17 protein-coding genes and 1 pseudogene are annotated in these 12,527 nt (G+C 65.3%); 13 read left to right on the forward strand and 5 right to left on the reverse strand.

Annotated features, from left to right (window positions below; translation table 11 throughout):
- The first annotated feature begins 9 nt into the window (after positions 1–9).
- The gene (gene ilvC / locus KME78_RS24650) at positions 10–993 is read left to right on the forward strand and encodes a ketol-acid reductoisomerase (protein WP_308127122.1); all 984 of its coding nucleotides are present in this window, start codon (positions 10–12) and stop codon (positions 991–993) included.
- Between the two features lie 447 nt (positions 994–1,440).
- Complete coding sequence (locus KME78_RS24655) at positions 1,441–2,388, forward strand: DUF1152 domain-containing protein (RefSeq protein ID WP_219531565.1); 948 nt, start codon at positions 1,441–1,443, stop codon at positions 2,386–2,388.
- Between the two features lie 18 nt (positions 2,389–2,406).
- Here the strand turns inward: KME78_RS24655 and KME78_RS68455 are convergent.
- Positions 2,407–3,318: pseudogene (locus KME78_RS68455) on the reverse strand (IS982 family transposase).
- Positions 3,319–3,388: 70 nt separating this feature from the next.
- On the opposite strand from KME78_RS68455, the gene KME78_RS24665 reads away from it, so the two are divergent.
- From KME78_RS24665 to cutA, 3 genes are all read left to right on the forward strand, one after another.
- The gene (locus KME78_RS24665; RefSeq protein ID WP_308127121.1) at positions 3,389–3,778 is read left to right on the forward strand and encodes a hypothetical protein; all 390 of its coding nucleotides are present in this window, start codon (positions 3,389–3,391) and stop codon (positions 3,776–3,778) included.
- A 55-nt stretch (positions 3,779–3,833) separates the two neighbouring features.
- The gene (locus tag KME78_RS24670; RefSeq protein ID WP_219531567.1) at positions 3,834–4,094 is read left to right on the forward strand and encodes a hypothetical protein; all 261 of its coding nucleotides are present in this window, start codon (positions 3,834–3,836) and stop codon (positions 4,092–4,094) included.
- 115 nt (positions 4,095–4,209) lie between these two features.
- On the forward strand, positions 4,210–4,545 hold the full coding sequence (cutA, locus tag KME78_RS24675) for a divalent-cation tolerance protein CutA (protein ID WP_219531569.1): 336 nt from the start codon (positions 4,210–4,212) through the stop codon (positions 4,543–4,545).
- Here cutA and KME78_RS24680 read toward each other — a convergent pair.
- On the reverse strand, positions 4,508–5,836 hold the full coding sequence (locus KME78_RS24680; protein WP_219531571.1) for an NsdA family TPR-like regulatory protein: 1,329 nt from the start codon (positions 5,834–5,836) through the stop codon (positions 4,508–4,510). The two genes, cutA and KME78_RS24680, sit on opposite strands and share 38 nt — an antisense overlap.
- 529 nt (positions 5,837–6,365) lie before the next feature.
- Here KME78_RS24680 and KME78_RS24685 point away from each other — a divergent pair.
- Entirely contained in the window at positions 6,366–6,617 is a 252-nt protein-coding gene (locus KME78_RS24685) for a hypothetical protein (RefSeq protein WP_219531573.1), read from the forward strand.
- Positions 6,618–6,817: 200 nt separating this feature from the next.
- On the opposite strand, the gene KME78_RS24690 is transcribed toward KME78_RS24685, so the two are convergent.
- The 3 genes from KME78_RS24690 to KME78_RS24700 all read right to left on the reverse strand — a co-directional run bounded on the left by KME78_RS24690 (position 6,818) and on the right by KME78_RS24700 (position 8,174).
- Positions 6,818–7,027: a hypothetical protein gene (locus KME78_RS24690; protein WP_219531575.1), complete on the reverse strand. Its 210-nt coding sequence runs from the start codon at positions 7,025–7,027 to the stop codon at positions 6,818–6,820.
- Positions 7,028–7,185: 158 nt separating this feature from the next.
- Positions 7,186–7,905, reverse strand: coding sequence for a WXG100 family type VII secretion target (locus KME78_RS24695; protein WP_219531577.1), 720 nt, complete (start codon positions 7,903–7,905; stop codon positions 7,186–7,188).
- Positions 7,906–7,913: 8 nt separating this feature from the next.
- Positions 7,914–8,174 carry a hypothetical protein gene (locus tag KME78_RS24700; RefSeq protein ID WP_219531578.1) on the reverse strand — a complete coding sequence of 87 codons (261 nt, stop codon included), beginning with the start codon at positions 8,172–8,174 and terminating at the stop codon, positions 7,914–7,916.
- Between the two features lie 188 nt (positions 8,175–8,362).
- Between KME78_RS24700 and KME78_RS24705 the strand changes: the two genes are divergently transcribed.
- From KME78_RS24705 to KME78_RS24735, 7 genes are all read left to right on the forward strand, one after another.
- Positions 8,363–8,758 carry a YbaB/EbfC family nucleoid-associated protein gene (locus KME78_RS24705; RefSeq protein WP_219531580.1) on the forward strand — a complete coding sequence of 132 codons (396 nt, stop codon included), beginning with the start codon at positions 8,363–8,365 and terminating at the stop codon, positions 8,756–8,758.
- Between the two features lie 441 nt (positions 8,759–9,199).
- Entirely contained in the window at positions 9,200–9,349 is a 150-nt protein-coding gene (locus tag KME78_RS24710; protein ID WP_219531582.1) for a hypothetical protein, read from the forward strand.
- Between the two features lie 128 nt (positions 9,350–9,477).
- On the forward strand, positions 9,478–9,855 hold the full coding sequence (locus KME78_RS24715) for a group I truncated hemoglobin (protein ID WP_219531584.1): 378 nt from the start codon (positions 9,478–9,480) through the stop codon (positions 9,853–9,855).
- A gap of 33 nt (positions 9,856–9,888) precedes the next feature.
- A complete protein-coding gene (locus KME78_RS67275) occupies positions 9,889–10,977 on the forward strand; it encodes a globin domain-containing protein (RefSeq protein ID WP_219531585.1) in 1,089 nt (362 codons plus the stop codon).
- On the forward strand, positions 10,977–11,636 hold the full coding sequence (locus KME78_RS24725; protein WP_219531587.1) for a DivIVA domain-containing protein: 660 nt from the start codon (positions 10,977–10,979) through the stop codon (positions 11,634–11,636). The genes KME78_RS67275 and KME78_RS24725 overlap by 1 nt, the downstream gene beginning before the upstream one ends.
- 64 nt (positions 11,637–11,700) lie before the next feature.
- On the forward strand, positions 11,701–11,985 hold the full coding sequence (locus KME78_RS24730) for a hypothetical protein (protein ID WP_219531589.1): 285 nt from the start codon (positions 11,701–11,703) through the stop codon (positions 11,983–11,985).
- A 297-nt stretch (positions 11,986–12,282) separates the two neighbouring features.
- Entirely contained in the window at positions 12,283–12,495 is a 213-nt protein-coding gene (locus KME78_RS24735) for a hypothetical protein (protein WP_219531591.1), read from the forward strand.
- Positions 12,496–12,527 lie beyond the last annotated feature (32 nt).

Genomic DNA, 12,527 nt, shown 5'->3' on the forward strand with positions numbered 1-12,527 from the left:
GTGACCGAGATTTACTACGACGACCAGGCCGACCTCTCGATCATCCAGGGGCGTCACGTGGCCGTGCTGGGGTACGGCAGCCAGGGCCACGCCCACGCGCTCTCCCTGCGTGACTCGGGTGTCGACGTGCGCGTCGGCCTCCCCGAGGGCTCCAAGAGCCGGGAGAAGGCCGAGAACGACGGCCTGCGCGTCCTCACGCCCTCGGAAGCGGTCGAGGAGGCGAACCTCACGATGATCCTGGCGCCGGACCACATCCAGCGCCACCTGTACGCCGACCACGTCGCCCCGAACCTCGTCGAGGGCGACGCCCTGTTCTTCGGCCACGGCCTGAACATCCGCTACGGCCTCATCGAGGCCCCCGAGGGCGTCGACGTCTGCATGGTCGCCCCCAAGGGCCCGGGCCACCTGGTGCGGCGGCAGTTCGAGGCCGGGCGCGGCGTGCCGGTCCTCGTCGCGGTCGAGAAGGACGCCTCGGGCAAGGCCCTCGACCTCGCCCTCTCGTACGCCAAGGGCATCGGCGGCACCCGCGCCGGCGCGCTGCGCACCACGTTCACCGAGGAGACCGAGACCGACCTCTTCGGCGAGCAGGCCGTGCTGTGCGGCGGCGTTTCGGAGCTGATCAAGGCTGGTTTCGAGACCCTCATCGAGGCCGGTTACCAGCCCGAGGTCGCCTACTTCGAGTGCCTGCACGAGATGAAGCTCATCGTCGACCTCATGTACGAGGGCGGCATCTCGAAGATGTACTGGTCCGTCTCCGACACGGCCGAGTACGGCGGCTACACGCGTGGGCCGCGCGTCATCACGGACGAGACGCGCGCGGAGATGCGCCGCATCCTGGGCGAGATCCAGGACGGCACGTTCGCTCGGCAGCTCGTGGAGGAGTTCGACGGCGGCCAGAAGGAGTTCACGCGTTTCCGCGAGGAGCTGGCCGAGAACCCGATCGAGAAGACCGGCGCCAAGCTGCGTCCGATGATGAGCTGGCTCAAGGCGTAGCCAAAGGGCCTCGCTACGCTCGGGCTGTTCTTTCTTTGGGGCTACAGGCAAGGTCCTCGTTGGGGGGCTTCGCCCCAATGGCTCGGGCTGTGTTTAGTGGGGGGCTCAGCGCCCCCCACACCCCCACAAGGGCGTGGTCCTCGCTACGCTCGGGCGTTCTGCCCGAGGGCGAGGGCTGCGCCCTCGCGCTGTCGCCAGGTCTTGGCCGTTGGGGCTTCGTTCACGTTGGGCCGCAAGAGGCCCCTCACATGTGCTGCTGTGTCGGCGCTTTGAGAGGCCCTGGGCGGCTGCCACCTCGGACTGTTTCTTGTCCAGAGACTTACGCAGCTCCTTGAGCTGGTATTCAGCGATGTTATGCGTTCAGGTGCGCGTCTGCGGCGGCTAAGGCTTGTTTACGGAGGCGGAGCCTTCGTCTGGCTGATCAAGTGTTACGGCAAGATGTGATGCATGTTCGGTTCCCCGCTGTCCGCCCGGCTTGAGCGTTCCAGCCGGATCCTCGTCGCCGGCGCGGGCGGGGGCTCCGACGTGTACGCCGGGTTACCCCTCGCCCTGTCCCTTCGGGAGGCCGGCAAGGAGGTGCATCTGGCGAACCTGTCGTTCAGCCACCTCGACGCCCTCGACCTCGACGTCTGGCTGTTCGAGGATGTCGCGGAGATACACCCGGACACCGAGGCCCGCGACTGGTACTTTCCCGAGGGCTGCCTGGCCCGCTGGCTGGCCACACATGGCCAGCCGTCGACCGTGTACGCCTTCCCCAAGGTGGGCGTCCGCCCGCTGCGCGCCGCGTATGCCAAGCTCGCCGAGCACCTCGACCTGGACGCGGTCGTCCTGGTGGACGGCGGCACCGACATCCTCATGCGCGGCGACGAGGCCGGCCTGGGCACCCCGGCCGACGACATGACGAGCCTGGCCGCCGTCCACGCCCTCGACGTCCCTGAGAAGATCGTGGCCTGCCTGGGCTTCGGTGTGGACGCCTATCACGGCGTCAACCACGTACAGGTCCTGGAGAACCTGGCAGCCCTGGAACGCGATGGCGCCTACCTGGGCGCGTTCTCCGTCTCCAGGTCCACGAAGGCGGGCGCGCTCTACCTCGACGCGGTAGCCCACGCCCAGGCCGAACTGCCAGCGTACCCGAGCATTGTGAACGGCTCGATCGCGGCGGCGGTGCGCGGCGAGTTCGGGGACGTGCGCTTTACTGACAGGACGAAGGACAGTGAGTTGTTCGTCAACCCGCTCATGGCCATCTACTTCGCCGTGGACCTCGACGCGCTGGCCCGGCGCTCGCTCTACCTGGACCAGCTCCGGGACACCGTGCTCATGCGCCAGGTCGTCTCCGTCATCGAGGAGTTCCGAGACGAGGTCACGCCGCGCCCGCCGAAGACGTTCCCGCACTAGATGATCTATTCCAAGGGGTCAGTGATCGTAGGCGATCAGTGAGCGTAGGGCGGTTTGTCCGGTGGCGTCGTTGTGCCAGATCGCGGCGGTCAGCGCGAGGATGCGTTGCATGACGCGGGCTATGACACCTCCGGGTGTGCGCCCTTGGTGCCGTTCGAGGTCGAGCTGTCCCTTGAAGGTCTCGTTGATCGATTCGATGACCTGTCGCAGCGGCTTGAACAGGGCTGCGCCAGGCCGTTCCCGTTCACCTTTACGGGCAGGCCGCAGCAACTGGACTCCGTGCTCGGACAGTTCGCGTTCGAAACCACGGCCGAAGTAGTTCTTGTCGCCGATGAGAGTCTGTCGGGGGCGCTCTCGCAGAAGCTCGCATTCGGCGGCCTGGAGGTCAAGGGGGTCTCGCGTTCGTTGGCCTTGGCCCCGGTCAGGGCGAAGGCGATGGGCAGGCCCTGAAGGGTGCAGACCAGGTGCAGGCGCAGGCCCCAGAAGAAGCGGCTGTGGCTGGCGCAGTAGCCGGACTCGGCCCAACCTGCCAGGTCGGAGCGTTTGACGGTCTCGCGGGAGCGGCCGCATTCCACCGGGTGGAGTCCGCGGCCCATACGTCGTCGCTCCACGCCGAGGTGGTGGTGGCCAGGTTCCGATTGGCGCTTCGCATCAGACCGGCGGCCTTGCGCAGCCGCTTGTTGTAGCCGGACTGCTGGGGCAGGTAGGAGAAGAGGTGGCGCAGGTGGGCACGGGCATGGCGGAGCCATTTGGCCTCGGAGGTGTAGCCGAGTATGGCCTGCATCGTGGCGAGGGTGACCAGTTCGGCATCGCTCAGGCGGGCGTAATGCCGACCGGCGGGCGCCACGGCGCCAGGTCGGGATGCTCCTTCAGCATGTCGTCGGTCGTCTCATAGAGTGCTGTCGCGAGGGTGTCCACGTCGTTCGTCACAAAACGATCTTGGACACCCTCGTTCTCGTCTCCCCAGGCATCCCTTGGACCACACCACCAGGAGGAACCAGTGTCATACCCGCAACTGCTCACCCCCGAGGAGAAGCTCGCCGACGCGAAGAAGCTGTTGAGCCTCCCGCGTATCGTCGTGATCTGCGGCTCCACCCGCTTCATGACCGAGATGAACGAGGCCGATCTGCGGGAGACCAAAGCCGGAAAGATTGTCGTTAAACCGGGCTGTGACATGAAGTCGCCGCACGAACTTTGGTCCGATCCTGTCGAGGCCGAGGCGCTGAAGGTTCGACTCGACGATCTGCACCGGGCGAAGATCCAGCTCGCTGATGAGGTGCTCGTAGTCGGCGACTACATCGGAGACAGCACCCGAGCCGAAATCGCCTACGCCCGGTCGCTGGGCAAGCCCGTACGGTTCACGCACCCCGAAGTCGACCGCGACGCCTGACCGCCCACCCCCACACCCTCCGCAGGCACCCCTTTGGAATTGATCATCTAGAGGCTTGATTTCACAATTGCGCGCGGAGGGGGCCGCCAGCCAGGCGGTCAACGTCTGTCGCTCCAGCGGTGCGGCCCATTCGGTCGAAGCCGAGAAACTGGAACGCCGTATCGCCTACTTGCGTACTTTCGCGGAGGTCACCCAGGTGCAGTTGCGCGCGGTTCTCGAAGGACTGGCGAACGAGGTCAACAAGCTGGGCACCCTGCCGGACACGAACCGAAACGTCGCCGCCTACTCCTCGTTCCCCTCGTTGAGCCAAGACTAATTCCAGCCAGGTCGGGCGCCCGCCGACTCCAGCGGCCGACATCGTATGAAGTGAAGGCGAAGCAGCCTGATCCGATTAGAGGAGGTGATCGTTTCAAGGACGTACGCTCGGGGCCATGACCCGCCATGTCGAAGTTCACGTGACCGCCGAAAGCCGCGAAGAGGCCGAGCGCATCGTCAACGCGGCGGTTGAGAGCCGTGTGGCGGCCGGCGCCCAGATCGGCGGTCCGATCCTTTCCACTTACTGGTGGAAGGGCAAGATCCAGCGGAACGAGGAGTACTTGATCCTCATGAAGACCATCGCTGACCGGCTGGATGACCTCATTGTGGTCGTCAGGGAAGCCCACTCCTACGAGACGCCGGAGATCGTAGCCGTCCCCATTGAGGGAGGCCTCGCGGACTACCTGAACTGGATCACAGAAGAGACGGCTGTTTCCGCGAAGGGCGAGTAGCGGCGTACTCGGTGCGGAATTCCTTGGCGACTTGGGTTCGGGAGGGCTTGAACTCCGCGGCGACGTTGTCGAGGCGGTCCCAGCCGAGGGGGAAGCCCATCGCTGTTGTGGCGTCGAGTGCGGACCGTGCGGAGTTGACCGCCTCGGTGACATCTCCTAGGCGGTACTGTGCGAGCGCCATCTCGGCCTTGACGACGCACAACTTTTTGATCTCGGTCGTCGCTCCGAGGTGCAGCGCGATCTCGTGCATGGCGGTGACGGAATCGTCTTGACGCCGGAGCCGCGAGTAGACGGTCAGGCTCATTGACGAAAAGCGCCCCGGGTCGAGGAAGCACGTCCACGGACGGGCGTCTATGTCCGCGCCCGCATAGATATCCATCGCTTCACGGATCGAGCACAACGCGCTGCGGTGGTCGCCGAGGAGCGCCTTCTCCTCGCCTTGGCGAGCCAGCAGCCACGCCCGCGTTGCGGGATCACCTTCGCCGATCCGGTCGAGCCCCCACCGAATGAGCTGAGTGCTCCGCACGCCGTTCCCGCCCACCATGTACGAGCGGTATCCCGCCATGCAGGCGGCGATGGAGTCATCGTTTGTGTGCCTCGCGGCGAGGTTGGCCAGCCGGGTATGAGAGGCCGTCATTTGCTCGTCCCCCTGCTCCCAGGCGAACCAAGCAGCCAGGATGGCGCTCTCCCCGGCCACCACCGCCAATCGATGCCGGTGGTCATCCGGGAGTCCGCTTTCCAACAGAGCGCTTACCTCGTTCATGTGGGTGATCAAGGCCGGGTAGAGGGACTTACCGGGAATATGCTCTTCGAGGCGGTGGAAGCCTCGTGTTCGGTCTTCGAGGTGAGCGATCGTCGTATCGTCCGGCCGGTGGTCTCCAGCCAGGGCGCGCATGAGACGTTGGGCTGGGTCGATTGCCGCCCCGGCTGCGGCGGTCGCGGCCAGTTGCAAGACGGTTCGGCGGTCCACGCGCAGGTTGAGCCTTCCTACTGTCCAAGCCAGGGCCATGGGGTCACTGGGCAGATCGGATGGTGATTCGGCCGTCGGTTCTGGGTTCCGCATCCATACACGACGGTAGAGCTCGGCGTACACCGGGCCAGGCTGGTGAGTTCCTGCTTCATGAAAGCGGACCTCCCGGATGATCGAGCTTCGGCTCGGCAGGGCGGCGCGTGTCCTGGAATCGGCGGCGAGCTCTAGCTGCCGCGCCAATTCGTTCTGGGTCCAGCATCGGCAGAGTCGCTTCGCGCGGATGTCCTCCGCCCAGCCAGGCCTGACACCATTTTCGCTCATTTGGGATCACCTATGCGCCGGTAACTGAAGGGTCCTCCTGCAACCTCCTCCAGTCTCAGCCTGACAAGGTCCATTTCGCAGGTGTTCGCTGTCGGTAATCAGATCAGTACTCAAAGAGAAGGCTTGAGGTACCGCACTGATGGAGTCCGGATGATGGCGCCCGACGGCAATGGAGTCGGCGGACATCGTCGGCCTGTACTGGACGGCTTGATCCCTGACGTGAAGTCGGGTGTCCAAAGGGGTTCGTCACATCCATCCGGACGCGACAGCCAACGACGACGGGAGGAACACAGCGAATGATCGGAACAACGAAACCGCAGCAACGGCAGGAATGGATGCGCACGCCCGACCGGATGTCGTGGCGGTGCGTGTTCCTTGGGAACACCGAGCATGTCGTGCAGGCCCGGCGGATGGTCGAGGCGTTGTTCGTCGGAACGGGACGCGAATACGACGCTGCGCTCATCGTGTCCGAGCTCGCGTCCAACGCTTTGCTGCATACCCGGTCGGCCACGCCGGAGGCTGGTTCGGGGTGGAGGTCCGTCTCCCGGAAGACGGCCCCGCCTACCTCGGGGTATGTGACCTCGGGGGAGGAGGGATCCCGCGGTTCGAGCGTCAGCAGGCTGAGTGGAGGTTGAGCGCGGGCGGGCGTGGGCTCGTGATCGTCAAGGAGCTCGCCGTGAAGCTCTCTCAGATCGGTAGCCCGGCGGTCGGGCATACGGTGTGGGTCTACCTCGATCTCGAGGTCAAGGACGTCGACTATGCAGGTGTCGAAGCGGGATGAAGAGAGGTCGGCCTGCTGCTATCAGGCTGACTATCTGAGCCGCGTTGGCGCCCAAGAGGTGTGGGACCAACTGGCTGCTATCCGGCTGGTCCCACCCCCCTCAGAGTACGGATCCGCCCGTTGCGGGAAGACATGGACCGCACAGGCCGAGTGCCATTGCCTCGGAGCGACCGCTTAGGATCGGTTGGCTCTCAGCTCCATCAATTCAGGTCGCCGTTCTCGATCTGGTGAACGCGCGCTTGTGAGGTGCCCTGGGCGGCTGCCACCTTACGCAGTTCCTTGAGGCGGTAACCAGCGACGTATGCGTCCAGGTGCGCGTTCGCGGCGGCCTGACGCTGTGGGTCGACCATCTGGGGGCACAGCCGGTGAGCTTCAGCTTTGACGTCCTGCCAACGGCGTCCAGGGCTCATCGCTTACCCTCTCTGTCTCTCTCGGCGAGGTAGTCGGCGTATCCAGCTTTGACCAGCGGGCTCATTCCGACATCGATCAGGTTCGCAGATTCTGGGTCGCTCTCGTTCATCAGACGGGCAGGTCCAAAGTGACCGAAGGCGGCCCCGTGCGAAACCGGCTAAGACGTCTTGGGCTTGGGGGCGACCCAGAAGTCATCAGGCACCTTCTGGTCGGACTCCAAGTTCGTGAAGGTGGGGAACTTCTTGGTATCGATCTTCGCAGTGGAGAAGTCCACATCGCGCAGCTCCGCCCTCGAAAAGCCGCTTGGATCGAAGAGCGTTTTCGCCATGCCGTCCATTTCCGCGGCCTGGGCGGCGACGACGGCAAGAACGGTCGCCTGTCCCATGACGTAGGTGATGAGCGCGGCGCACATCCCGGTCAGCACCTTGTCCGCGGCACTCGCCAGGTACCTCAGGTACACGCGAGCGGTGTAGGGCGACGTCAGCATCATGGTGAGCGCGTACACGGAGGCGGCCGAGATCGTGACGCCCAAGCCCGCCATCGCCTTCCCGAACACCCGGAACGCGAAGGCCGTGGTCTCCAGGACCTCGCCCATTTTGTCGAGCGCGTCCCGCAGCTCCTCGGTAGAGGTGTGCATGTGGCCCGTCACCCGGGAGAACTCGTGCTGATCGCCGGCGATCCAGCCTTTCCGCGCCGCGGCGGGGAGCCCGTCCAGCGTCTCGACCGGGCGGTCGAGGGCTCTGGCCGCGTTTCTCCAGAGCTTGGCGGCCTGCTCGATCTTGTCCACGTCCATGTTCAGGTTCTCCAGCAAGGAGAGTCCCACCAGGGGCACGCCCGCGAAGACGCTGAGCCGCCGGATCGCGACAAGGGTTCCCATGGGCGCGATCATCGGTACGTCACCGTGCTCGCCTGCTCGGCCCGCTGCCAGTTGCGGGCGCAGGTGGACAGGGCGCCGGACATGTTCCCGGCCGCCTCGCGGCCGTCGTCCAGCGCGTCGACGCAGCCTTCGTACGCCTTGTCGTACGCCGACTTGAAGATCTTCGACAGGGTCACACCGAAGGTGGCGTCGTCGAGGTCGGCCTCGAGCCAGACGCGTTTCTTGCTGAGCAGGAAGTCGTCCCAGACGTCGCCGTAGCGCTCGCTCATCGCGTTGATCGTTTTCGAGGTGATGAAACGTGCTGCTTCCTGGGAAGACATGCGGCTCCTCTTGAGGTGGTACGTCAAGGTCATCTTTGCGACTCGGCGGACCTTGATCGTCTGGGTTCACCCAATGTTCGGCGGAATGCCACCGTTCGCTGGGGGCCGGTTAAGACGACCTTGATCAACTCGACGCCATGTTCGACGTCACGCCCGAGGAACTCGAAAAGATCAGCAGGCAGGCCGACGAGGCCATGGTGAAGCTGGGCGAGGCGATGCGCGGGCTCCGTGACGTCACCGGTGAGGCCACGGCGGCGGACGGGAAGATCAAGGCGACCGTGGAGGCCGACGGCCTGGTTCGCGACCTCCGGCTCGACCCGCGCGTGCTGCGGACGATGGGCATCGACGAGCTGTCCGAGGCCATTGTGGAGGCGCTACGCGCGGCCCAGATGTCCGTCCGCGAGCAGATGGAGGAGCAGGTACGCGCGGTGGGCGTCGACCACGCCGCCCCCCTGTCCATGGACCCGGCCGAGGCCCGCGCCCGCCTGGACTCCCTCCAGGCGGACTTCATCGCCGCCCTCCAGAGCCGCTGACCGCGAGGCGGAAGGACGGTCAGACCGGTCGGCCACCTGGCACCAGCCTGATCCAAGATGCGGTGGGACTGCCGGAGATATCGGTCATGCCAGGTCGGATAGGCATTTAAGGCGCACAGGCTGTCTAAAACGGACATTACATGCGGACCGATTGTCTAAAACGGAACACTTTCCGTGTTGGACAAGTTGCGAGCGCCTTGATCAGCCCCTAGTGTGCCTGGGAAATGATCGCGTGCTCGGAAGCCTGAAGGGGCTAGGGCCAGTACAGGTATACGGCCTGCACGGGGGACCCGCTCTATGGGGGCATGAATGGCGCTCAGACCGCCCGCGGCGATGGCTGAGGTGGCGGCAACGGTAACGCCGGGATACGGCGTCATCCCGCGGCCGGTGCTCGTCGGCCCGCTTCTGCCTGCTCTCCGCCGGTCGGCTCATCCATCGGCGATGGAGAGTCCCGTGTGGCCCGCGCGGGCGGACGAGACGCCCGCGGCCGCCGCTTTCGATGGACCCGCCGACCCATGCCGTGTCCCGAGCATGCGTACGGACAAGACGGACGTGACCTCCATCGAGGGGGACCCCCAGGCGAACGACTGACGGCCGCCCAACTGGATGGGGCGCCGCGACGGCGCATGGCCACGGAATTGACTTCCTGCGACACAGACAGTTACCCCGGAAGTGACGCGCACTCCTGTGTGTCCGATTTAGGAGGATTTGTAATACCTATGGTTTCGCACTATGAGAAGGTCGGCGGTGCTCCGACCGTCCGCGACGTGGTCGACCGCTTCTACATGCTCGTGCTGGACGAGCCCGACCTCAAGCCGTATTTCGACGGCATCGACATGCCCCGGCTCAAGCGGCACATGGTCATGCTGCTCTGCTCCGTCCTCGGTGGCCCGGAGGTGTACGAAGGTCATGACTTAGCCGACGCGCACCGGGGCATGGGCGTCACCGGCGAGCACTACGAGAAGGTCGGCGGCCTGCTCGTCGGGGTGCTCCGGGACGAGTACGGCGCCGATGAGGAGGTCGTGCAGCACGTCGTCACGGTCCTGGGCCAGGTGCGAGGGTCCATCGTGGAGCAGTCCGCAGAGGCAGCCGAGTAAGTGGACACGCAAGCTTTAAAGGACAGCTGGCACGTGGTCGCCCGGTCGGGTGATCAGGTGCCGCTGTTCTTCTACTCGGCCCTTTTCCTGATGTACCCCGAGACGCGCGGCCTGTTCCCGGTGTCCATGGCCACTCAGCGCGACCGGCTCGTCAGCGCGTTGGGACGCGTCGTCAGCAACGTCGACCAAGTGGAAGACGTCGTCCCGTTTCTCCAGCAACTCGGCCGTGACCACCGCAAGTTCTCCGTGGTCGCGCAGCACTATCCCGCTGTCGGGCAGGCGCTGCTCGCCACCCTGCAGCACTTCCTCGGCGATCGCTGGACTCCCGCCCTGGCCCACGACTGGACAGCGGCGTACGGCCTGGTCTCGAAGGTGATGATCGAGGCGGCCGAAGAATCAGCGGCCACGTCGCCGCCCTGGTGGGAGGGCGAGATCATCCTGCACGAGGTCCGCGCCCCTGGCATCGCGGTGATCCGGGCCCGCCTGAACTACCCCTACCCCTTCCGCGCGGGGCAGTCCGCGTCGATCTCGCTCGCGCAGCGGCAGAGAATGTGGCGGTTCTACTCCTTCGGCAACGCGCCGCGCCGGGACAACACCATCGACCTGCACGTACGCGTGGTCGACGCGGGCGCGGTCAGCACGGCTCTGGTGCACGGCACGCAACGCGGCGACATGCTGCGGGTAGGCGCCCCGATGGGCGATCGGCTGACGCTCGACACGAGCCAGCCCAGGGAACTCCTCCTGATCGCCGGCGGCACGGGCCTCGCTCCCCTCAAGGCACTCGTGGAGCAGGTGGCCTACGAAGGGGCGCGCTGCAACGTCCGGCTCTTCATGGGCGCGCGGACATCTCGCGAGTTGTACGACCTCGAGGCCCTGTCCAAGATGGACGCCGAGAACCCCTGGCTGAGCGTGGTGCCCGTCGTGTCCCATGACAGCTTCTACAGCGGTGAGAACGGCTACGTGGTGGACGTCGCGTTGAAGGCCTGGCGCGGTCAGGACGTCTTCGTATGCGGCTCCGAAGAGATGGTTCAGAGCTCGGTCGCCCGGCTTCTGGACGCCGGCGTGCCGCACCAGAAAATCCGCTTCGACGAGTTCACCAGTGCCGTAGGTAGGGAGCAGTGATGGGAGAGACGCCCTGGGCACAGAGCCCGCCGAACGCCCGCCAGCCACTCACACCGGATCGGGTGCGGAACAAGGACTTCTCACGCGCCAAGCTCGGAAGCCGCGGCTACAACGTGGATGAGGTACGCACCTTCATGTACCGCATGGCCGAGGAGATTTCGGCCGGCGACATGGAGAAGGCCGACCTGCGCGCGGAGGTCGACCGCCTGAAGAACTGGTACAAGGACCACGGCACCGACACCACCAACCCGGGCGCCGCCCAGCAGGCCAGGCTCAACGTCGACGCGGTCAACCTCCTGTCCCGCGCTCAGCAGACGGCCGACGCCCAGATAGCCGAGGCGGAGGACTACGCCCGCCGGCTGGTGGGCCAAGCGCGTCAGCAGTACGAGCAGTTGCTCCAGGAGGCGCAGCAGCGCGCGGAGGAGGCCGCCAGCCAGGCGGTCAACGTCTATCGCTCCAGCGGGGCGGCCCATTCGGTCGAAGCCGAGGAACTGGAACGCCGCATCGCCTATCTGCGCACGTTCGCGGAGGTCACACAGGTCCAGTTGCGCGCGGTTCTCGAAGGACTGGCGAACGAGGTCAACAAGCTGGGCACCCTGCCGGATACGAACCGGAACGCCGCCGCCTACTCCTCGTTCTCCTCGTTGAGTCAAGACTAGTTGTTAGTGTCGGGCGCGTTCGGCAATGGATTCTCTATATCGAGGGGTAACGATGCTGCGTGCTGTGTTCGTACGAACCCTGAAGGCGGGCGTGACGTATGAGCAGTTCAAGGAGGCTTGGGTTCCGGAGGATGTGGACGGCTATCCCGCGAGGGTCAGCGTCTCGCGCAATGTCGCCGACGACAGGCAGGTGATCACGGTCCTTGAACTGGACATGTCCCTGGCTGAGTTCGAGGACAAGCGCACGGCGCTGACCCGTCCGGACGCACTGGAGCGGCTCGCTGAGATCGTGGAGACGACCGAGCTCGAGGGCCTGTATGAGGAGGTCTTCAACGGCAAGGATCTGTGAATTTTCGGCTGAGTGATGTCGTTCGAGACGACTGTTTCCGCGAAGGGCGAGTAGCGGCGCACTCGGTGCGGAACTCCCTGGCGACTTGCATGGGGCGGATCGTCGACACCTGGCCGCTGGAACGATCCGTCGGCGTGGCACGCCAGGCTTTCCTTTCTGTCATGCGCGAGAGGTCGTCCGCAAGGGCGAGAGCTGACGACATTGATCAGATCACTTGATAAATCTCTCCGATCCCCGGCTTGTCCCACCCTGCGATGATCTTCGTGCATTGTCCCAAGTGGTGAAGGGGAGTCAAAGATGCGTGTACGGACTGCGCTCGCGGGCGCGGGAATCGCCGTTATGGCCGTTGTTGGACTCGGTCTGCCCGCTCAGGCGGCCGACTGGGTGTCCTACGGCCATTTCCCGACCAAGAAGAAGTGCGTCGACGCAGGTCAGCAGTATGTGCGCGAGAACTTCAACGCGTACAAGTGCACCGACTATCCCGACGGCTGGATCCTCTGGCTCAAGTAGCCCCGCTGCCGGTCCCCGGCTCGCCGGGGACC

Origin of the sequence: Nonomuraea guangzhouensis (assembly GCF_019396345.1) — a bacterium.
GTDB lineage: Bacteria > Actinomycetota > Actinomycetes > Streptosporangiales > Streptosporangiaceae > Nonomuraea > Nonomuraea guangzhouensis.

Excerpts from the sequence above, each read along its gene's own strand:
- KME78_RS24735 (WP_219531591.1), top strand. The coding sequence starts at position 12,283 with ATGCGTGTACGGACTGCGCTCGCGGGCGCGGGAATCGCCGTTATGGCC.
- KME78_RS24705 (WP_219531580.1), top strand. The coding sequence starts at position 8,363 with ATGTTCGACGTCACGCCCGAGGAACTCGAAAAGATCAGCAGGCAGGCC.
- KME78_RS24725 (WP_219531587.1), top strand. The coding sequence starts at position 10,977 with ATGGGAGAGACGCCCTGGGCACAGAGCCCGCCGAACGCCCGCCAGCCA.
- KME78_RS24695 (WP_219531577.1), bottom strand. The coding sequence starts at position 7,905 with ATGGGAACCCTTGTCGCGATCCGGCGGCTCAGCGTCTTCGCGGGCGTG.
- cutA (WP_219531569.1), top strand. The coding sequence starts at position 4,210 with ATGACCCGCCATGTCGAAGTTCACGTGACCGCCGAAAGCCGCGAAGAG.
- KME78_RS24710 (WP_219531582.1), top strand. The coding sequence starts at position 9,200 with ATGGAGAGTCCCGTGTGGCCCGCGCGGGCGGACGAGACGCCCGCGGCC.
- KME78_RS24690 (WP_219531575.1), bottom strand. The coding sequence starts at position 7,027 with ATGAGCCCTGGACGCCGTTGGCAGGACGTCAAAGCTGAAGCTCACCGG.
- KME78_RS24715 (WP_219531584.1), top strand. The coding sequence starts at position 9,478 with ATGGTTTCGCACTATGAGAAGGTCGGCGGTGCTCCGACCGTCCGCGAC.
- KME78_RS24700 (WP_219531578.1), bottom strand. The coding sequence starts at position 8,174 with ATGAGCGAGCGCTACGGCGACGTCTGGGACGACTTCCTGCTCAGCAAG.
- KME78_RS24680 (WP_219531571.1), bottom strand. The coding sequence starts at position 5,836 with ATGAGCGAAAATGGTGTCAGGCCTGGCTGGGCGGAGGACATCCGCGCG.
- KME78_RS24655 (WP_219531565.1), top strand. The coding sequence starts at position 1,441 with ATGTTCGGTTCCCCGCTGTCCGCCCGGCTTGAGCGTTCCAGCCGGATC.